Origin of the sequence: Bradyrhizobium sp. STM 3843, from assembly GCF_000239815.1 — a bacterium.
GTDB lineage: Bacteria > Pseudomonadota > Alphaproteobacteria > Rhizobiales > Xanthobacteraceae > Bradyrhizobium.
In genome coordinates, this window is sequence record NZ_CAFK01000315.1 from 1 (window position 1) to 19,520 (window position 19,520).

Below are 19,520 nucleotides of genomic sequence, written 5' to 3' on the forward strand. Positions count from 1 at the left end.
AGGTCTTTTGGCAATCCGCCTCCTGTGCCCTCTCTCCACGAACCGGACCGGGATAGCTCGGCCTGATTCATCTGTTCATTGATGCCTTGCAGCGACTTGAGTGATCAAACGCGCACGTCCGAGCATGTTCATAATCAGCCATCCATGCTGGATGGGGTCGCGGCATATACGAGCTCGTCGGGGCTAGCCATCTTCGACAGCGGTGATCGACGCTGACCGCCGCCTTCATCGCATTTTGCTCCGATGCCAGCACAGCTTTATCCGGCGACTTTCGGCTCCTGCGGCGACCGGTTATTCATCGTGTGAGCAACGATCTCCATTGCGCCGTCTGATTCGATCACCGCCTGCGCCAGCAAGGCGAACTGATCGTCAGTCAGATCGTAGTAGGTCTCGCGGCTTTCCTCTTCGCGCTCCTCCCACCACACCTTGACGATGCCGACCTTCGACAACAATGCGTCCTTGATGAACGAATAGAGGATCATGAAGCCCGGATTCTGCTGCATGAAGACGTGATTGACGAAGTCGGTCTCCTGCGCAGCCGCCGCTTCGTCCTCCGGGCCGACCGGCTCGAAACGGACCACTTCGTCGGAGCCGGCAAAGATATCCATCAGATGCGGCATCAGCCCTTCGATCGTGTCGGCCACGTCGGTCGAAACCGCGCGCGAGCGGCCGTCCTGCGCCGGCATGTCCTTGCGCATGTTGCCCAAGTAATAATCCATTGCATCAGCCCGCTCCTCGGCAAGCCGTGCGGCGGAAATCGCGGCGAGCGCGTCGGCCTTCTCCGACGCCAGCATCGCCTTCAGATCGGAGATCGACATTTTCGACATGTGAAGCTCATTTTTGCTGACGGGTAGGAAATGAATCTTGCTCGATGATGCCCTTTGTGCTGGCCATTTCTTAAATCCTTTCACTCGGGCGTCCGCCCGTTTCATCTACTGCAATTGAGAAAATGCGACATAGACCGTACCAAATCGCTCGTTTTGAACGAACTCGTTCCGCTTCGCCGTACACCTCGATAGATTGGCAGGCGTACCAAACCAGGCTTGATGGCAACATGAAATTGCTCAGCAGCATCGGCGGTGTAGCAGCAACCGGGCGGCCCAAGGACGTCCATATCCAAGGATGGAAGGTCTTTCTTGCGGGGATGGACATAGATCCGGATACGCAAACCAACAGGTCGGATTTCGTACGGCTCCTCATAGCGACAACTTTCGATCTTACCGGCGTCCGTATTTCCGTTTGTATCGATTGCGTAGTTGAGGACGAAGTCACCTGCCGCGCAGGCTTGCGTGACGGCAACGATCAGCACGCCGGCGATACATAGAGACCAGATCGCAGCCACCAGCTTCGCAGGAGCGCTCGATAGCTGTCTGGTAGTGAGAATGCGTTGTTCGCTCATTCCGCCACACTGAAAATGTACCCACAGCGCCCATGCGCCATTGGACCTTCGTTCAACGAAGCTTGCTCGTTCTCGAATAGCCACTAGCCATCTCTGAATGCTCCAACAATTCGTCGCACGACAATGAATACGAGATGGGTCAGCTGATGCGCCGCCCACAACAAAATGATGCCAAGGGACAGGACGCCGAGCAGGGCTGCCCCAAGATCTGCCAAAGTGAACTTGGCCAAGGCGCTCGAGCCGCCCATCAAGACACGCAAGCTGTCGTCGATGCGCGAAACTAAGATCGCAAAGAGGAGAAATGCGTAAGGAAACGTCAGCAAGCGATAACGACGAAAAATAAACAGAACAAAGATCGGAGCCAGCCAGATGAAATGCATGACAAGGTCTGGATAGCCGAACTCCTCCGGCCGAGACTCCATCGTGTAGCTCACAAGATCGGTCAGCACCAACCACATCAGCAGGCATGCGCAGCCGATGACGGAAGCCGTGGAAGAAATCCGGTCGGGGTTCGCGTTTGTGATCATCAGCCTCTCACTTCCGTGAGCAAACATCGTCCGCGTAAAGCAACAGCCCGCAGCCCGGGATAGCCAGATCCAAGGATGAAAGGTCCGTCACGCGGGGATACACCTCAATCGGATGCGCAGGCCACCTCTCGAACGGCATATACTGTCTCGCGGCGGCAGCTTTCGATCTTCCGCGCATTCGTACGTCCGCCCGCATCGATTGCGCCGTTGGGGACGAAGTCGCCCGCCAAAGCAGCAGGGACAAGTCGTGGAAACGATCAGCACACAACAGCGAGACATGGAGCCAGATCGGACGCTCGATTGGCGACAACGCCCGATCATCGTTGGCCAAAGAGAATCCCGGTTCACTGACTGCACGACGTTGGAAATGCATTCACCGCGCGGCCTCGCGAGAAGGGGTCTCGATGAACGAAGCGCGGTCATTCTCCACGAAAATCCTTGAATCATTAAATAGAACATATAGTGAACATAAGAAACGACGCTTGTCAACCACCTCTGGTGGTGGTGTGAGAGGTCGCGAGAAGGAGATGTCGAATGGCGACCACGACCTGCATGAAATGCGGCGGGCATGCGTTTGAGCTCACGTTGCTGACGCCGCTCGGCGAAAACCGCAAGCTGACGCTGGTCCAATGCGCAGGTTGCGGTACGCCGGTTGGCGCGCTCGATCCCATGATAGGACCTCAAATCGAAGCCTTACGGCGAGAGGTGGCAGCCATCGAAGAGAGGCTCAACCGGATCGCGCGCGCATTGCAGGAATAAGTGCCAGCCCGAGTTTCCAGCTCCTATCCCTCAAGGCACGTTCGGCAGAGCTCTCGTTCGACAAGACCGGCGCAACTTGACCGCTGCTTGCGCCAGGACACAGCTGCGAACTTCAACGTCGCGGATTCCAGTCTGCGGACTTGCGCCGCAGCGCAGCCCAATCCTCCAGCCCCGGTGTGGTGCCTCCAAAGATCGGCGGCGGAAATGGATAGTCGGGCATTGGCTCGCCCGGGATGATGCCAAGAGGCCTGGCGGACTGCGGCGGTGGCGATAGCGGCTGATAGGGAGACAGCGGCGCGTTCGCTCCGCCCGCCGACGCCCAGCTTCCAAAGCGGTCATCGAATGACGGAGCACGATCCGACGGCGGCAGTTGATTGGGCATGGTCCCAGTGGCATCGACGTTCAGACCAGGCGCAGCCGGCGAGTTCGCCGGGCGCGAGCGCAGAATGCGGACCGCACTTCCTTCCGGCGGAGCAGGTGTTTGTCCCGAAGCCGCGCCATTTGGCTGGTTGGCATCGACCAGTTGCGAGCCATAGTGCGGGCCGGCGTCCGGCGTGTTGCCGAAGTCACGATCGGCCGCCGCACCAAGTTCGCGTCGATATTGGAGATAGTCCTGGAGATAGGCCGGAGCGTAAGGAGCGGGATCGATGGGACCTTTCCGCTCCCAATAGTCTGCAGGATCAACAATCTTACCGCTTGGATCTTTCAGTTGATAGTGAACGTGAAAGTCACCATCTTCAATTCCTCGCCGCTTCACCCCGGTGTTGCCCATCGCTCCGATCAATTGTCCGGCAAGGACGGGATCCCCAACCGAAACATGGCGACGCTGGGTATGGAGGATTTCGTGGACGTATCCATCTGCATCTTGAATTGCGATCGTTCCATACCCCCCTTCCCCCGCATTGATCACCTTACCCGTAACTGGTGAGCGAAGCGCCGGATGACTCGTGTTGAGTCTCGATTGCTGCCCCCCAACATAATTGAAATCGACGCCACGATGGGGATTCGTCGACCCCGGTGGACGATTGGTCGCTCCGAACGGGCTCGTCGTATGCGGTGAATACGCCCTTTGCGTCTTTTCATCTTTCATCGACGGCAACACGCGCCGCATGACATCGTCCCACGACATATCGGTTTCCTTTGAGTTCTACAATTTCAACGAGATCACCCGCACCCGCCTGATGACGATCGCTCAGTTTTGAGTTAGAGGCTACGTTACGGCCACTTGAAGCACGCCAACTGGCGTCTTGGAGGCGAACTTGCGGTTGCATCACATATTGCTGCCTGTCGCTTTGATGATCGGCACGGGCGCGGCAGCTTATGCCCAGGACAGCTCAAAGCTTCCGGCACAGAAATGGCGCCCGAAGGATGGCATATACGCGGTCCCGGGTCCCGACCATGCAACCCGGTGCGGGGATCAGGCCGAAGCTTACGTGGAGCTCGGAGAGAACTTTATCGGGGGCAACGAATATGGCTGTTCTATACGAAAGATCACCGACCTCGCGCCTGGGCGCATGAAGCTCGAAGCGCAGTGTGATGATGCCCAGACAGAAAAGCCAAAGAATGAGCTGATCCTACTGAAACGGATCGACGATTATACTTTTTCGTGGAGCCAAATCACCCGTGGCGCCAGCACCGCCGGCGTGACGTTCGCCTACTGTCCCGAAGACGCACAGCGCACCTATCGAGAAAACTCCGCGCGAGCCAAAGAGGAGAAAGCCAAGGAGCCGACGCAGAAGCAATGAACTCAAGCGGCTCTACTTTATACCTCGGCGCTACGCAGGACGACCGCTTACCTGAGCCTCACTTCTGGAATTTGCTCGCGTCTAGACGAGCATGGTATTTGTGCACCAGGTCGATGTTGCCCCTGTATTTGATCTCCGGCAGCGCGCAGACTCGTTGAGCATTGAGAGATGCAATCTCCTCCTTCTTCCCCTTCTCCGACATGTCCCGGTCCGCCTTGGTGCGAGCCACGCGAAGTCTGATCAAGGGCTCCCTGCCGACATACTTTTTCGTCACCCAATCGTAGCCTGAAAAGACCAAGAGAACATTGGCGCGGATTGTCTTGTATTCATCGTATCCCGCAAGTCCGTGCTTCCTTGCAGCGGCATCCAGCTTTGCCGTTGTCTCCGGACCGGTCTTGTAGAATCCGTCCTGACTGTTTTCTCTGATCTCGTCTATCTCGTCCGCGGAGTCGAGCAGGCCCAGGATCCGCTTTTCAGTGAGCGGCACCTGCTCAAATTCGATACACGGCTTTCGCGCCTTGTCTTGGGTTGTGACCAGTTCGTCTTGCTCAGACAAGGCCTGGCCGCGCACAGCAAAACCAAAATTTAATGTGAAAATGCACACAGATAGTGCGAAGGTGGCTCGCCGGATCAATGATGTCATGGGAAAATCGGCATTGCTTCGGTCAGGGGCTCTGGTTCTACCTTACATGACTTCCGTTGACTGGCGCAATTCCCCTGCAAGATCGCGTCCGCGCTCGTCGGACTATCATCGCCACCCTGCGTCCTGATAGCGGAGCGGCCGGTTGAAGCTGAGCGCGCGACCGGGCGCCACATAACAGATCGCCATCAGGCCGAGCGCGTCAGCTGCGTGCGAGGACCAGTCGTGTTCAGGACCGAGGCCGATGTTGCGCGCCTCGTCCTTGCGCTCGTGATAGAAGCCGAGCGCCTCCCGGCCGGCTTCAGTCGTCGCCGCGTTGAACCAGAGCTGCGGCCCAAGGCGGCGCAACGCCTCGATCCGCATCATCGCAGCGCCCCTGCCCTGGTTCTTGACCGGCGGCTCGACGGCAAAGCCCGCCTCGCGCAGATGATCCTCATAGCGCTTGCCGGTGATGCTGTTGGTGGTCACGCCGTCGTGCGGCAGATGCAGGATCGCATCCTGATAACCGCGCGAGCGCAGCCAGTTGACATGGAAGGCCAGCACCTGGCCCACCGCCTCATAGTAGTCGAGCACCCTGATCTCGCTGCCGACCCACTGAACAATCCACATTGTGAAAGCGTCGGCAGTGGCGCCGGCGCCGCCGATGTCGATGAAGCCGCGCAGCGGCAGCAGCGGATCTGCAGCCACTTTGCCGATCCGGCCTTCGCGCTTGGCCTGCGCGAGCAGTTCGGCGAAATAGGCTCCTTCGAAGGCCCGCACGTAGTCGCCCTCCCAGATATGATCATAGCGGTCAGGATAGAGCGCGAGATCGAGCCGCCGCTCCTCTTCCAGAACGGCTGGAAACCACGGATTGTCGCGCCAGCTTGCCTTGACAACGATCGCGCCTTCCGGCTTGCGCCCGCGCAGGAAGTCATCAATGGCGTCCGACTTCCGACGCGGATTCCACGAGGCCCACAGCTCCGAGCCAACGGCGCGAATGGTCGGTCGCAACAGTGACAGGGAGCGTGCGCTCAAGGTCTGCGCCTCGTCGATCCAGGCGATCCGAAACCCCTCCAGAGACTTGATCGAATCGGCGGTGTGATCCTGCATGCCCCGGAAGATGATCAGGCCATCGCCCGGTGTTGCGATCTTGTCGCTGTAGAGCTTGAAGCCATTGCCTAAACCAAGGCCTGCGATCTTGTTCTCGATCAGCCGTTTCGACGATTGCGCCAGCGTGCGCTGTGCCTCGCGGATGCAGACCGCGAGCGTGCCGCGCTGCGCCTGGCAGGTCTCAACCAGCAGTTCACCAAAGAAATGTGACTTGCCGGAGCCGCGGCCCCCGAAGGCTGCCTTGTAGCGCGCCGGAGCGAGCAGCGGCTCGAATATTTTTGCGGTCGGGATGCGTAACGTGGACAAGGGCGCCTCGTTGCAAGTGCTCAGCGGCGGCTGAGTGATCGCGCAATCGGCGCGTCTCCCCATGAGCGCACGGCAAGTGCTCTTGCCCACGGGATCATTTTTGCATCAGCGGCTTCACCCAGCGGGTAAACCAGTCGCTCATGTCGTCTCCGGACGACCCCGAAGGATCGTTGCCACCGAAGATCGGCGGCGCCGGGTAGACCGGCAGCCGCTGGCTGCTAGAGGCGCCATCCGGACCAGACCATGAGTTGCCCCCTGACTGAGCCATTGGCATTACGCCTCGAGCAGGCGGAGCCCAGGTTCCAAAGCGCTGGTCGAACGCTGCGGATGGTAGCGGTGACACCGCCGAATTCGGCACAAACGGAACGGCAGAGGTGCCTGTGTCAAACACAGAGCGTCCTAGTCGGTCGACAAATCGTGTCCGTAAATATCTCGCCGCACTCGGAGTGGAACTGCTAGGAGCGTCGGTCGCCGAGCTCCACGAGCCTTCACTCACTCCCTGCGATGACGTAGATCGGCTGTCCGTGCGGGGCGCTCCAATTGGTATTCTTTCGGGAGAGGTCATCAACCAAGGGAGCTCAATCGGATCGTTCGGCGACATCGGTGTGATCTGATTTCTGTCCTCCCGTTGTCCCATGGCGGCCGCATCACGGACCTGCTTGATCGCGGCATCGATCATATCTTTGATAGACGTCAATATAGAATCAGGATCTTCGACAAACTGCTCTCTGGCTGCGACTTCTCGCTTGAAGTTTTCCAAGTCGTCCGTTGTCTGCCACACAGATTTTCTTGGACCAGCTGTCTGCCAAGATCCGGCTCCAAATATGTAATCGTCAATAACTTCCCTAGCTTGCTTAGTCAGGTCTGCTCGATCGGCAGGGCTCAGCTTAATTGGAGGCCCCGCCCCCAATGGCGGCAACGCATGTCGTTCAATAGGTGCCATATCGATATTCCTCAATGTATTTCGGTCTCGCATGCGAGACACCGGGCAATATAGTCTTTGCTTTTCACCTGAAACACGAAACGATTTGTTACCAAAAGATAAGGAATTCCGATCGCTACTACCCGAGGATGTGGCAAGTCGTCAGTCGCATCTCGTAACCGTGGCGCGACATATATCGGATCTAATGACATTAGATTGGAGTGTGTTGCCAACACGGCGCCTCTAGGCAGTCCGAGCCATCGAGGTTGAATCTCAGATAGAGCAGTCCAATGGGCTCGTTTTCGACATATTCGAGACCACGGGCCGCTTCGCCGGTGAAGAGGCGAAGGCGCATGCCGGGCTGTCGAGGATTAATCGAAGGCCGCCGCGTAGCTCCATCGAATAGGCAGCAATTGTTCTTTCCATCTAGGACCAGATCCGCGCGACCGCGATAGTTGCGTAGTATCGATATCGAGAGCTTCATCTGAAGTGTCTTCAAATCGACGACGCAGCGCTCGTCATAGTGGCAATTGACTGAACCTGTGGCTTCGCCGGCCTGCAATTTTACAGCATAATCCACCCGATAACTCTCTGCTCGGGCTTCAAGAACACCAACTAGAAATAAAGTGATCGATACAATCACTGCCCTCATATCTATTCCCATGATAAAATCCAGCCATTCAGTTCGCATCATACTCCCGATCGGCTTCTCGGCACACTCGCTGTGAGCAGTAGGAGGAGAACCTCAGATGAACTAACGCTTATGCCAGTCTGGGATGCCGTCGGACTCCCGCCCTTTGTGGTATACGCTGATCGAAGATCTAGCACTCGCTGCTCAGCCGATGACGTAGGAGATGATTAAGCTCTCGATGTAATAAGCCGGAATGCTGTTCAGCCACGAGTCGATCGGAAACGGGAAATCATGCGATCCCAGCAGCACTTCCAACCCGGCCCAAAAGAACCCCGCCGGGAAGACCGCGATGGAGGCGAAAAAAACGCTCGCCTTCAGATCAGAGAAGACGGCCCAGCCAAAGAATAAGGAAAAATGCAGCGTATAGATCGCGCAGGCGATGAGTCCGCCCCTATTCGGTCGTATGGTCATCCTCGGCCCTCGGCTATCATACGTCCCTGTCGAGATATCGGATCAAGCGCTCGTCCAGGTGTTCCAAGCGATACCCGACCAGCCGAATCAGCGCGTGCCAGAACAAATTGAGTCCCCAACCAAGAAGATACGAGACCAGCAAGCTCACGGGATAATATAACAAGTCACTGTTCATCCAGGAATCGGCTGGGAATGGCGGATCATGAAGGCCAAGACCAGACCAAACAAACCCGAGAAACAGACCACTAGGCAGGACTGCAAGTCCGGCGAGCACGATGCTCGACTTGAGACTCGCGAAATGAGAAAGAGTGCTGAACACCAGATAGTGCACGGTGTAGAGGCCGGAAGCGACAAGACCTCCCTTGTTCAACGCCATGATAAGCTCCCGCCCCGGAAGACGCTCAAGTTACCCTAGAACAAAATAAGAACAAACACAAGTACAATCTCGGATTGAGCTCCCATGATATCCGCCGGCTCGTCTGCGAAGCGCCGACGTGGTTCAGCCGACCTCCTCCGGCTTCAAGTCGCTCTCCTGTTGGTCAGGATGAACGATCACGCGTTCGATGCGGTGGATGAGTTCGAGCGCGCCGTCCTCGCCGTTCTGGAGCGCCTGCGGCGGCTTGCCCCACCCCCGATCGAGAAGCGCGGTCGCGGCGGAGACGCGCGCCGCATGGGATGCGTCCTTCGATCGCATCACGCCGGCCAAGGCGAGGATCGCCGATCGCGTGTGGCTGCGAGCGAGGGAACGAATATCGGTCAGCGTCTTAGGCATTGCTTTTCAATTCCGCGGGAGAAGGCAACGACAGACGGCATCGGCTGACGTCAGAACAAGGCGTCGCAGATCGCAAGGACGATGAGGCCGGCGATCGCAAGAGAGATCAGATAGGCGGTCATCGTGCTTCACTCCATCGAAACAAAGATGCGGCAGACCGCGTCGAGGCGATCGTTTCGGGCGCGAACCCTATCCCTCAAGACCGAGGGGCCGCAGCGGCGCTGGCCAATATCGGCGCGCCGCAGGCCGGCCCGTTCGCGCGGACCAGCCAATATTCTTCGACGTCGCTTCGGCAGTGATCGCTGCGCGACGAATAGTTAAGAGGTTCGGACGACGACGCGCGCCTAGCAAAGTGTTCTCGGGCGTCCTGCTATGCGGCCGTCGTCCGATTCGAATGTGGGCCAATAAAAAACCCGCCGCCGAACTGCTCCGGATGCGGGTCATGACCATCTGAACGATGATCGGGTCGATGATGCCATCATGCAGGTGATTTGCCCGACATGTCAAACTTTAGCAAAATGCTACAGATCTGTTTTCATGGATCGAGACCAATCCAACAACTTTGCTGCAGGACAAGCAAAAGCCCGCTGCCGCTCTCGCGGCGCGGGCTCTATGATGTTTTTCGATGGTGTCAAAATGCTCCTGATTTGCCCGACGAGTCAAGCGCCGATTTCAGCATCGCATGGTCCTTGGCCCGACGGGCACGTAAGCGACGAAAGCAGGAAGGAGGCCTCGATATGTACGCTGTTGCGGCCATTCTGGCCACGCTCGCCGCGTTATTCTATGCGGCCGGCCACCATGAGCTCGGCTCGGCCAGCGCCGACGTCTGCCAATATGGCGGCCTGTTCTGCGACAAGCCGCATTATGTCTTCACCGGCGCGATGCTCGCTGCCGCCTGGGGCAAGTTCGTCAGCATGCGCTAGCTTGCTTCACGCTCAAGGCCTCGAACTATTTGCTCGCGTAGATCGACATCCAATCCAGAGAGCTGGCCGGCACGAAGCGCAGCCTCATCGCGGGAAGCAAGCCGGCCTCGCTTCATCTTGAGCGATGAGCCGCGATCGCCTGGCGCAGCACGCGCGACAGCTCGTCGATCGAATACGGCTTTTGGATCAGCTCGAAACCATGCTCATTGTTTCTGGCAAGCACATGGCTATAGCCGCTGTTGAGCACGACCGGAATGGTTGGAAGCCGCCGGCGGATTTCATTGCCGAGTGTCACACCGTCCATGCCCGGCATCACCACATCGGTCAGCACGACGTCAAAGCCGGTCGGATTCTCGTCCAGGAGCCGCAGCGCCTCGGCCCCGTTCCTCGCAAGCACAGTGCAGTAACCGAGATCCTGAAGCAGCTGCGTTGAGAATTCGCCGACTTCGGGATTGTCTTCGATCACCAGCACGTTCCACCGGTCATCGACATCGTCCGCGCTGCGTGCGACGTCCTGGCGCGCGTCAACTGCCTTGCTGCTCAATGGCAGGTGCAGCGTAATCGTCGTTCCGCGTCCGACTTCACTCTCGACCTGCACCCGACCACCGGACTGATGGACAAAGCCGTAGACCTGGGAAAGCCCCAGGCCGGTGCCACGGCCGACGTCCTTGGTCGTGAAGAAGGGCTCGAAGATCCGGTCGGCATGGTCTGCGGGAATACCACACCCGGTATCGCTGACTGCGATCCTGACGAATGCTTCCGCTCCTTGCCGACCGACTGCCCCATCGCGGTCGACGCGAATGCTCAGCGTCCCCTGCCCATTCATCGCGTCACGCGCGTTGGCGACCAGGTTGACGAGCGCGGTCTCGAACTGGTTGAGATCGACATCGATCGGCAAGTGCCGGTCCACGACATCGAGCTCGAATATCGCAGGCGAGCCGAGCACCGTCCTCAACATGTCGGCAATCCGTTCGAGATGGTCGGCGACGTCGAACACCTGCCGTTCAATTGGCTTGCGGCGGGCAAAGGTCAGCAGCTGGCCGGTAAGTTTTGCAGCACGGTCTGCCGTGTCTGAGATCGCATCGACATAGCGTCGCATCCGCTCCGGCGGGAGATCGCGTCGGCGGAGCAGGTCCGCCGAGGACCTGATCACTGTCAGGAGATTGTTGAAGTCGTGTGCAACCCCTCCCGTCAATTGACCGATTGCCTCCATCTTCTGCGCCTCGCGGAATGCTTCCTCGGCCTTCCGCCGCTCCGTCAGCTCGACAGCCTCCGGTACGATGGCGACAACCCGGCCGGCTTCGTTGCGCACCGGGCGCATCTGAAAGTCGAACCAGCGCCAGCCGCCGACCGGTAGGTTGAGATGGATTTCCTGACGAACGGATTGCCCGCTAGCTACTATCGAAACCGCGTCGCGGATCATCTCCGGCATGTTCGGCGTGCCGGCAAACCACGGCGTCGTCCAGAATGCCGCATCCGCAATTTCGTCCAGATGCCGTCCAATCGCGGAGAGCGAGGTAGCATTGGCGTCGAGCACCGTCCCGTCGGGAGAGAGCAGCCCCTGGAATGTGTAGCTGGTCTCAAACACCGTCCGCAGGCGCGCCTCCTTGGCCTGCAACTCCGCCGTGCGTTCGGCGACCTGGGTCTCCAGCCGCTCATTCAGATCGCGCAGAGCCTTTTCCGCATGGCCTCGCACGCGGGCCAGGTCGATGTTGGCGCGCACGCGCGCCAACAGCTCGCGGGCGCTGAACGGCTTGCTGAGATAATCGCTGGCGCCGGCATCGAGACCTTCGACCTTGGCCTCTTCACCGGCACGCGCGGACAACATGATCACGGGGATGTCGTGGATCAGGCTGTCGCTTCGCAACGCCCTGAGCAGGCCGAAACCATCCAGCTTCGGCATCATGACGTCGGTCAGCACCAGATCCGGCCGACGCCGCCTCGCTGCCGCGAGCGCGGCTTCGCCGTCACCGACCGTTTCGACCTCATAGCTTTCGCCGAGCAGCCTCCGGACATAATCGCGCATGTCCGGGTTGTCGTCTGCCAACAGGATCCGGTCCCGACTTTCCGCTCCCGAGAGGCTCAGGCCGAGATCATCCGATGACGATGGATGAGGTGCGTCAAGCGGCGGATCGCCTTCCAGCCATCCAAGAGCCTCCTCGATATAGGCCTGAGCGCGGGTGTTGCTCGAAACTGGTGCGCCGGAATTCACGAGCTGATGAGACGGAAGATGCGATGAGCCGAATGGAAGCACGACGGTGAATACGGAGCCGCGATCAAGCTCGCTGTCGGCGCGGATCGTTCCGCCATGCAGCTTGACCAGTTCCTGGACCAGCGCCAGGCCGATGCCGCTGCCTTCGTACGAGCGTCCGCGGGCACCCTCGACGCGGCGGAATCGTTCGAACAGGTGCGGCAGCTCCGCGGACGGAATGCCTGTCCCGGTGTCCCGAACCTGGACCTCAGCGTGCTGCCCGTCCTCTGCAACCCCGATCGAAACCACGATCTCGCCATCGAAGGTGAACTTGAACGCGTTCGAGATCAGGTTCAGGACAACCTTCTCCCACATGTCGCGGTCGACGAAAACCGGCCCAGGCAGAGGCCGGCTCTCGATGACGAGGCGCAAGCCGGCGCGGTCCGTTGCGGACCGGAAGTTGGAGGCAAGCTCCGCCGTCAACGCGGCCAAATCGAGGGGCTCGTAATTTGCCGTCAGCCGCCCCGCCTCGATCCGCGAAAAATCCAGCAGCGTGTTGACCAGTTTGAGCAGGCGGATGCCGTTGCGGTGGATGACCTGCAGGGTCGACCTCTCATCGGTGCCGAGCTCAGCCTGCTCGCGGGCGAGCATGTCTTCGAGCGGCCCCAACAGCAGCGTCAGCGGGGTTCGGAATTCGTGGCTCACATTGGAAAAGAACGTGGTCTTGGCGCGATCGATCTCAGCCAGGGCTTCGGCGCGCCGGCGCTCCGCTTCATAGGCCCCGCCATTGCCGACAGCCGCGGCGATCTGACTGGCTACCAGATCAAGAAAACCTGCATAACCCTCGCTATAAGGACGGAAGGGGTTGAGACCGGCAATCACAAAACCCCACGGTGCTGTTTCCCCGCTCGACAGGATAGGAAGCACCACGGCCTCGCTCGGCGACCGTCGCCAGCCACCGCTCGGAAAGTCCAATCCAAATCGCCGGGACAGGTCGCCGACCGGCACGGGTGAAAGCTGCCGAAGCGCAGCCGCAACGGGCCATATGCCGTCACCTGCAAGTGACAACGACGACTGGACGGCCGGATGATCGCGGTCGATGCCGCTGAGCGCCTTGAGGCTCGCGGACTCCCCGCTCGGCCCGATCATGTAGAGCATCGCAAACGGCAGGTCGCGGAGATCACGCGACAGCGCCTGCGCACTACGCGTGCATGCATCTTCGATGCTGCGGGCCTCGGCTGCGGCGCTCGCGAGTTCGCGCAACAACGATAGCCGACGCTCGCTGATCACGCGTTGAGTATCATCGGTGTTTGCGCAAAAGATTCCTCCCGGCAAGCCGTCATCGTCGGGGATGGGACTGTAGGAGAACGTATAGTAGGTCTCTTCCGGAAAGCCGTTGCGCTCCATGATCAGGAGCTGCGCCTCGCTGTAGGTCCCCTCGTTGCCGCCGCTCGCCCTGGCCAGCAACGGGCTGATATCGTCCCAGATTTCGCTCCACACGACCGAGGTCGGACGGCCAAGCGCCCAAGGGTGCTTGCCGCCGATGATCGCCTTGTAGGGATCGTTATAGAGATAGATCAGCTCCTGGCCCCAGCCGATCCAGATCGGCTGCTGCGACGTGAGCATGATCCGTACGGCGGTCTTCAGGCTCCGGGGCCAGTTTTCGGGTGGTCCGATTGAGGTGGCCTCCCAATCGAAATCCAGCATCAGCCGCGCGAGCTCGCTGCCACCGGAAAAGAGCCGCTCGCGTTCGGCCAGACGATGCCTCTCGTTTCGTGTCTCGAACCCTTGTCCTGGCAGCGGCATGTCCGGCAAGCACGTCCCCTTTCGCGCATAACTCTTGGCAACACGCAAACGCGAAGGCATCGGCCGGGGTTCCAGACGCCGGAACAAATCGATGACGACTGACTTGGCTGATAAGACATCCGCCGGGGTACACGACGTGGCCATCTCTCTGAGCTCGGAAGCAAGCAAGGAAACATCCGGCGGGGGCTTGTTGCGGCTCCTCGGGCCCGGCCTTGTGACCGGCGCTGCAGACGATGATCCCTCAGGCATCGCGACCTACTCGCAGGCCGGCGCGCAGTTCGGTTTTGGCCTGCTCTGGACCGTCTTTCTCACCACCCCCTTCATGATCGCGATCCAATTGGTGAGTGCGCGGATCGGAAGGGTAACGGGCAAAGGGCTTGCCGCCAATGTCATGGAAGTCGCGCCGCGCTGGGCGGTCCTCGGCCTCGTATTTTTGCTGGTCAGCGCCAACACATTCAATATCGCCGCCGACATTGCTGCGATGGCCGAGTCATTGTCGCTCGTCATCGGAGGGCTCAATCATGAGCACGCGCTGATCTTCGCGGCGACATCGACCCTGCTCCAGGTGTTCGTGCCATATCGACGATACGCTCCGATTTTGAAATTTCTGACGCTCAGCCTGTTCGCCTATGTCGCGACGGCGTTGATGGTGAACGTTCCCTGGAGCCAGGCGCTGCTCGCCGCCGTCTGGCCGCAGACATCTCCGAACGCGGACTACTTTCTCATGGTTGTCGCCGTGCTCGGCACCACGATCAGCCCCTATCTCTTCTTCTGGCAGGCCTCGCAGGAGGTGGAGGAGATGAACCAAGGCAAGGTCGATCCGCCACTTCGCAATCAGCGGAAGAAAGATCATCCCGAGCTGCGCAGAATGCGGATCGATACCGCGGTCGGCATGATCTTCTCCAATGCAATCGCCTTTTTCATCATCCTGACGACGGCGACCGTGCTACACGCGCATGGCGTTACGAACATCGATTCTGCGACCCAGGCCGCCGAAGCGCTGCGCCCGTTGGCCGGCGACTTCACCTTCGTGCTGTTTGCGCTTGGCATCATCGGCACCGGGATGCTTGCGATTCCGGTCCTGGCGGGCGCGGCCGCGTACGGAGTGGCAGAGGTGTTCGGCTGGCGTGCGAGCTTGGAGGCGAGAGCCCCGCAAGCGGCCGGCTTCTACACGATCATTGCTGCAGCAACCGTCATCGGCTTCGGGCTCGGCTTTACCGGCATTGACTCGATTCACATGCTGGTATGGAGCGCGGTCCTCAACGGTATCGTCGCCGTGCCGATCATGGCGATGATGATGCTGATTGTCTCGAACATCAAATTGATGGGGCACTTCAAGGCTCGGGGCTGGCTGATAGGCTTGGGGTGGATAGGCACCGCGATCATGGCCGTCGCCGTGCTGGCGCTATTTTGGTCATTTGGCCACGCGGCTCTATAGACCTCGCCGGCCAACGCAACGCACTTGCACAATCACATTGATGCACTGCGATAGCAGTTTTGTGATACAGGGCAGCGTCGTCGCTGCTCCTGCTGCGGTTGATTTCGGTCAACGCGGACGCGCTCCGGGATGGCGACGCTCCGTGAGAACGTTTGGGAGAGAGCCTTGACACAACCACAACGCATGAGCGCACACAGCATTTCAACCTATTCGCCGCGCGGACTTGCGCTGTTGCGCGATCCCCTGCTCAACAAGGGTACGGGCTTCACGGAGCAGGAGCGCGATGCGCTGGGGTTGCGCGGCTTTCTTCCGGCAGGCGTGATGTCGATGCAGGCCCAGGTCGAGCGTATCCTGGCCAACCTGCGTAGCCTGCCTACGGATCTCGAGAAATATGTCGCGCTGAACGCGCTGCATGATCGGAACGAGGCGCTGTTTTTCCGCGTCGTTTGCGACTATATCGACGAGGTCCAACCATTGATCTATACGCCGACGGTCGGTCTGGCGTGCCAGAAATTCGGGCTGATCTTCCAGCGCCCGCGCGGCCTGTTCATCTCCGCCAATGATCGCGGCCGGATCGCAGAGATCCTCGGCAACTGGCCCTACCGGGCCAAGCTGATCGTCGTCACCGATGGCGAACGCATCCTCGGCCTGGGCGATCTCGGCGCCAATGGCATGGGCATTCCAGTCGGCAAATTGTCGCTCTATTCGGCCTGCGCTGGGATCCATCCCGAACTCTGCCTTCCCGTGATGCTCGACGTCGGCACCAACAACGAAGAGCTGCTGAACGATCCCTATTATATTGGCCTCCGCCAGAAGCGCATGAGTGGCGCGGCTTACGACGACTTCGTCGACGAGTTCATGACCGCGGCCCGCGCGGCCTTCCCGGGCGTGTTAATCCAGTTCGAGGACTTCGCCAACCATTCCGCGTTCAAGCTCCTGCACAAATATCGCGACGATGCCTGCGTATTCAACGACGATATCCAAGGCACGGCTGCGGTCGCGCTCGCTGGCCTGTTCTCAGCGCTGCGGATCACAGGCGGCAAGCTATGCGATCAGCGAGTGCTGTTTCTCGGCGCTGGCGAAGCGGCGACTGGCATCGCCGACCTCGCGGTCTCGGCCATGATGGCGGAGGGCCTGTCGGAGGCGGAGGCGCTGAAACGCAACTGGCTAGTGGATTCCAAAGGCCTGGTGGTGAAAGGGCGCGAGAATCTCGGCGGGCATAAGCTGCGTTACGCGCATGAGCACGCGCCGATCGGCGACTTCCCGGCCGCAGTCAAGACGCTCAGGCCGACTGCAATCATCGGCGTCGCTGCAGTCGGCGGCGCCTTCACGCCGGAGGTGCTGCAGGCCATGGCCGAGCTCAATGAGCGCCCGATCATTTTTGCGCTCTCCAATCCGACATCGAAGGCTGAATGCTCAGCGGAAGCAGCCTATCGCCACACCGGCGGTCGCGCGCTGTTTGCGTGTGGCAGTCCCTACGATCCCGTCAGGCTCGACGGCCGGACCTTCGTGCCGCGGCAGGGCAACAATTCCTACATCTTCCCCGGTGTCGGCCTCGGCGCGATCGCCAGCGGCGCAAGGCTCGTCACCGATGAGATGTTCATGGCGGCCGCTCATACGCTTGCCAACTGCGTGACCGGCGCAGACCTCGAGCAAGGCAGTCTGTATCCGGCCTTGCCACGGATCCGCGAGGTGTCGGCGCATATCGGTGCTGCGGTGGCCCATGTCGCCTATCAGGCCGGCCTCACGCAGGGCCAGCCCCCGAACGATCTGCTCGGCTATGTCGAGACCCAGATGTACGATCCGCGCTATTGAGCGAAAATCTCGGTGATGCGACGACGATGGTCCGGGCGCAGACGGCGCCCGGATCGTTCCGATCAGATCGCGATCTGACGGCCGATCTCGACCACGCAGTCGTGAGGCAGGCTGAAGAAATCGCTGACGTGGACTGCGTTACGCTCCATGACCGCGAACAGCCGCTCCTGCCACGCCGGCAAGCCCATGCCGTCCTCGCGACCGATCACGGTCTCATGGCCGACATAGTACGTCACGTCATTGAGATCGACAGTGCATCCGAGCATCTTGCTTGCAACGACGAGTTCCGGAATGTGCGGGCGCTCCATGAAGCCGAAACGGGCGTCGGCGCGCCAGAAGTTCGGTGCAACTTCGGTGATCGTCAATCGGTCGCTTGATGCGACCCAGGGCACGGACAGGATTTCCACCCGCAATACGAACAGATGCTCGTGCAGTGCGCGGTTGTGTTTGACGTGCCAATGCATGACGGGCGGCGTATCGCGCTCGGTGCGTGTCAGAAACACGGCCGTCCCAGGGACCCGCGGAATCCGCTTGGCTTCGATATCCGCCATGAACTGCGCGACCGGAATCAGCGCCTCGTGCATGCGCGACGACACTGCGGCCGCGCCGCGATGCCAGACCCACATGATCCCATAGACGGCAGTCGCGAGCAGCAAGGGGACATAGCCGCCCTCCGCGATCTTGGTGAGATTGGCCAGGAAGAACGCGCCATCGATGATCAGGAAGACCGCAGCGACAGCACCCGCGGCAAGCAGGCTCCAATGCCAGATCTCCCGCATCGCGATGAACAGCAGGGCCGAGGTCATGAGCATGGTCAGCGAAACCGCAATGCCGTAAGCCGATGCGAGGTTGTCGGATTTGCCGAAACCGAGCGTCAACCCGACCGTCACGATCATCAAGAGCCAGTTGACCACGCCGACGTAGATCTGGCCGTAGCCTTCGGAGGAGGTCTGCGTGATCCAAAGCCGCGGCATCCAGCCGAGTTGGATGGCCTGCCGCGTCATCGAAAACGCGCCGGTGATGATCGATTGGCTCGCAATGATCGTGGCCACGGTCGCCAACGCGATCAGCGGCAGCAACAATGCGTCCGGGCAAAGCCGATAGAAAATGTTACCGTCGGTGGACGCTCCATCGAGCACCAGCGCAGCCTGACCTGCATAGTTCAGAATCAGGCTTGGGAAGACGATCGCAAACCAGGCCATCTTGATCGGGCCCGCGCCGAAATGCCCCATATCGGCATAGAGCGCCTCCGCTCCGGTGACGCAGAGGAACACGGCGCCGAGCACCAGAAAGCCGGTCGCTCCGCTGGAGAACAGATAAGAGAGGCCGTAGACCGGATTGATCGCGGCAAGGACTCCGGGATGCCTCGCAACGCCGACGATTCCCAAGAGCGCAATGGTCGCAAACCAGAGCAGCATCACAGGCCCGAAGAACCGGCCGATGCTGGCGGTCCCTCGCGACTGGATCGCGAACAGGCAAATCAGAATGACGACGGCTGCCGGGACCACATAGGGTTGAAAGGCCGGGGTGGCCATGTTCAATCCCTCGAGCGCGGAAAGAACCGAGATCGCCGGCGTAATCGCGCCATCGCCATAGATCAGCGCCGCGCCAAACAGGCCCACCGCCACGATGGTCGGGCGGCGCTGCCGCTTGACCCCGAGCAGCGCCATCAAGGCGAGGATGCCACCCTCGCCATCATTGTCGACGCGCATCGCAAATGTGACGTACTTGACCGTGGTGATGATGAAGAGCGTCCAAAGCACCAGGGACAAGGCGCCCAGCACGGCGGCTGCGTCAGGCGCCTGGCCAGCCGTGCCGAGAATTGTCTTGAACGTATAGAGCGGACTGGTCCCGATGTCGCCGAACACGACGCCCAAGGCGGAGAGCGCCAGCAGACCGAGGCGCCCCTGAGGACCTTGATGGTCCACGGGATATGATATTGCTGACTGGTTTTCGCTCACTGCCGAACCGAAGCTGGTGTTGCCGCCATGTGTCGTCGCGTCAGCGTCATATCGCGGGATTGTATCGAGCGATACGTCGAGCAGGAAGAAACGATTGTCGATCCCGCGGGTTTGAACGAGAGGCC

At 60.0% G+C, this 19,520-nt stretch carries 17 protein-coding genes; 5 read left to right on the forward strand and 12 right to left on the reverse strand.

The window, feature by feature from the left end:
* Positions 1–257: 257 nt before the first annotated feature.
* The 3 genes from BRAS3843_RS34180 to BRAS3843_RS34190 form a co-directional block, all read right to left on the reverse strand.
* Positions 258–827 (reverse strand): hypothetical protein, encoded by a 570-nt coding sequence (locus BRAS3843_RS34180; protein WP_008973806.1) that lies wholly within the window; start codon positions 825–827, stop codon positions 258–260.
* A gap of 101 nt (positions 828–928) precedes the next feature.
* Complete coding sequence (locus BRAS3843_RS41095) at positions 929–1,399, reverse strand: hypothetical protein (RefSeq protein ID WP_139025058.1); 471 nt, start codon at positions 1,397–1,399, stop codon at positions 929–931.
* An 83-nt stretch (positions 1,400–1,482) separates the two neighbouring features.
* The gene (locus tag BRAS3843_RS34190; RefSeq protein ID WP_008973808.1) at positions 1,483–1,926 is read right to left on the reverse strand and encodes a hypothetical protein; all 444 of its coding nucleotides are present in this window, start codon (positions 1,924–1,926) and stop codon (positions 1,483–1,485) included.
* 534 nt (positions 1,927–2,460) lie between these two features.
* On the opposite strand from BRAS3843_RS34190, the gene BRAS3843_RS34195 reads away from it, so the two are divergent.
* Positions 2,461–2,685 carry a hypothetical protein gene (locus BRAS3843_RS34195; RefSeq protein WP_008973809.1) on the forward strand — a complete coding sequence of 75 codons (225 nt, stop codon included), beginning with the start codon at positions 2,461–2,463 and terminating at the stop codon, positions 2,683–2,685.
* Between the two features lie 112 nt (positions 2,686–2,797).
* Here the strand turns inward: BRAS3843_RS34195 and BRAS3843_RS40075 are convergent, their stop codons facing one another.
* The gene (locus tag BRAS3843_RS40075) at positions 2,798–3,814 is read right to left on the reverse strand and encodes a M23 family metallopeptidase (protein WP_083841500.1); all 1,017 of its coding nucleotides are present in this window, start codon (positions 3,812–3,814) and stop codon (positions 2,798–2,800) included.
* Positions 3,815–3,944: 130 nt separating this feature from the next.
* Here BRAS3843_RS40075 and BRAS3843_RS34205 point away from each other — a divergent pair, with 130 nt between their 5' ends.
* Entirely contained in the window at positions 3,945–4,430 is a 486-nt protein-coding gene (locus BRAS3843_RS34205) for a hypothetical protein (RefSeq protein ID WP_008973812.1), read from the forward strand.
* A gap of 58 nt (positions 4,431–4,488) precedes the next feature.
* Here BRAS3843_RS34205 and BRAS3843_RS34210 read toward each other — a convergent pair whose 3' ends face one another.
* The 6 genes from BRAS3843_RS34210 to BRAS3843_RS34235 form a co-directional block, all read right to left on the reverse strand.
* Entirely contained in the window at positions 4,489–5,073 is a 585-nt protein-coding gene (locus BRAS3843_RS34210; protein WP_063710333.1) for a hypothetical protein, read from the reverse strand.
* A 105-nt stretch (positions 5,074–5,178) separates the two neighbouring features.
* Positions 5,179–6,465: a phage terminase large subunit gene (locus BRAS3843_RS34215; protein ID WP_035983793.1), complete on the reverse strand. Its 1,287-nt coding sequence runs from the start codon at positions 6,463–6,465 to the stop codon at positions 5,179–5,181.
* A gap of 1,133 nt (positions 6,466–7,598) precedes the next feature.
* Positions 7,599–8,081 carry a hypothetical protein gene (locus BRAS3843_RS34220; RefSeq protein WP_008973817.1) on the reverse strand — a complete coding sequence of 161 codons (483 nt, stop codon included), beginning with the start codon at positions 8,079–8,081 and terminating at the stop codon, positions 7,599–7,601.
* A 141-nt stretch (positions 8,082–8,222) separates the two neighbouring features.
* Positions 8,223–8,489, reverse strand: a complete 267-nt coding sequence (locus BRAS3843_RS34225) for a hypothetical protein (protein ID WP_008973818.1) — start codon at positions 8,487–8,489, stop codon at positions 8,223–8,225.
* Between the two features lie 16 nt (positions 8,490–8,505).
* Positions 8,506–8,865: a hypothetical protein gene (locus BRAS3843_RS34230; RefSeq protein WP_008973819.1), complete on the reverse strand. Its 360-nt coding sequence runs from the start codon at positions 8,863–8,865 to the stop codon at positions 8,506–8,508.
* A gap of 123 nt (positions 8,866–8,988) precedes the next feature.
* Positions 8,989–9,261 carry a hypothetical protein gene (locus tag BRAS3843_RS34235; RefSeq protein ID WP_008973820.1) on the reverse strand — a complete coding sequence of 91 codons (273 nt, stop codon included), beginning with the start codon at positions 9,259–9,261 and terminating at the stop codon, positions 8,989–8,991.
* A 737-nt stretch (positions 9,262–9,998) separates the two neighbouring features.
* Between BRAS3843_RS34235 and BRAS3843_RS34245 the strand changes: the two genes are divergently transcribed.
* A complete protein-coding gene (locus tag BRAS3843_RS34245; protein WP_008973821.1) occupies positions 9,999–10,184 on the forward strand; it encodes a hypothetical protein in 186 nt (61 codons plus the stop codon).
* Positions 10,185–10,296: 112 nt separating this feature from the next.
* Here the strand turns inward: BRAS3843_RS34245 and BRAS3843_RS34250 are convergent, their stop codons facing one another.
* A complete protein-coding gene (locus BRAS3843_RS34250; RefSeq protein WP_050886582.1) occupies positions 10,297–14,181 on the reverse strand; it encodes an ATP-binding protein in 3,885 nt (1,294 codons plus the stop codon).
* 136 nt (positions 14,182–14,317) lie between these two features.
* On the opposite strand from BRAS3843_RS34250, the gene BRAS3843_RS34255 reads away from it, so the two are divergent.
* Positions 14,318–15,619, forward strand: coding sequence for a divalent metal cation transporter (locus BRAS3843_RS34255; protein ID WP_035983775.1), 1,302 nt, complete (start codon positions 14,318–14,320; stop codon positions 15,617–15,619).
* Positions 15,620–15,802: 183 nt separating this feature from the next.
* Positions 15,803–17,434 carry an NAD-dependent malic enzyme gene (locus tag BRAS3843_RS34260; RefSeq protein WP_008973824.1) on the forward strand — a complete coding sequence of 544 codons (1,632 nt, stop codon included), beginning with the start codon at positions 15,803–15,805 and terminating at the stop codon, positions 17,432–17,434.
* Between the two features lie 62 nt (positions 17,435–17,496).
* Here BRAS3843_RS34260 and BRAS3843_RS34265 read toward each other — a convergent pair whose 3' ends face one another.
* Positions 17,497–19,362 (reverse strand): KUP/HAK/KT family potassium transporter, encoded by a 1,866-nt coding sequence (locus BRAS3843_RS34265; protein ID WP_008973825.1) that lies wholly within the window; start codon positions 19,360–19,362, stop codon positions 17,497–17,499.
* Between the last annotated feature and the right edge of the window lie 158 nt (positions 19,363–19,520).

Coding starts and splice junctions, on each gene's coding strand:
- BRAS3843_RS34220 (WP_008973817.1), bottom strand. CDS start 8,081: ATGATGCGAACTGAATGGCTGGATTTTATCATGGGAATAGATATGAGG.
- BRAS3843_RS34180 (WP_008973806.1), bottom strand. CDS start 827: ATGTCGAAAATGTCGATCTCCGATCTGAAGGCGATGCTGGCGTCGGAG.
- BRAS3843_RS34230 (WP_008973819.1), bottom strand. CDS start 8,865: ATGGCGTTGAACAAGGGAGGTCTTGTCGCTTCCGGCCTCTACACCGTG.
- BRAS3843_RS34225 (WP_008973818.1), bottom strand. CDS start 8,489: ATGACCATACGACCGAATAGGGGCGGACTCATCGCCTGCGCGATCTAT.
- BRAS3843_RS34210 (WP_063710333.1), bottom strand. CDS start 5,073: ATGACATCATTGATCCGGCGAGCCACCTTCGCACTATCTGTGTGCATT.
- BRAS3843_RS34260 (WP_008973824.1), top strand. CDS start 15,803: ATGAGCGCACACAGCATTTCAACCTATTCGCCGCGCGGACTTGCGCTG.
- BRAS3843_RS34190 (WP_008973808.1), bottom strand. CDS start 1,926: ATGATCACAAACGCGAACCCCGACCGGATTTCTTCCACGGCTTCCGTC.
- BRAS3843_RS34250 (WP_050886582.1), bottom strand. CDS start 14,181: ATGCCGCTGCCAGGACAAGGGTTCGAGACACGAAACGAGAGGCATCGT.
- BRAS3843_RS41095 (WP_139025058.1), bottom strand. CDS start 1,399: ATGAGCGAACAACGCATTCTCACTACCAGACAGCTATCGAGCGCTCCT.
- BRAS3843_RS34195 (WP_008973809.1), top strand. CDS start 2,461: ATGGCGACCACGACCTGCATGAAATGCGGCGGGCATGCGTTTGAGCTC.
- BRAS3843_RS40075 (WP_083841500.1), bottom strand. CDS start 3,814: ATGTCGTGGGACGATGTCATGCGGCGCGTGTTGCCGTCGATGAAAGAT.
- BRAS3843_RS34245 (WP_008973821.1), top strand. CDS start 9,999: ATGTACGCTGTTGCGGCCATTCTGGCCACGCTCGCCGCGTTATTCTAT.
- BRAS3843_RS34235 (WP_008973820.1), bottom strand. CDS start 9,261: ATGCCTAAGACGCTGACCGATATTCGTTCCCTCGCTCGCAGCCACACG.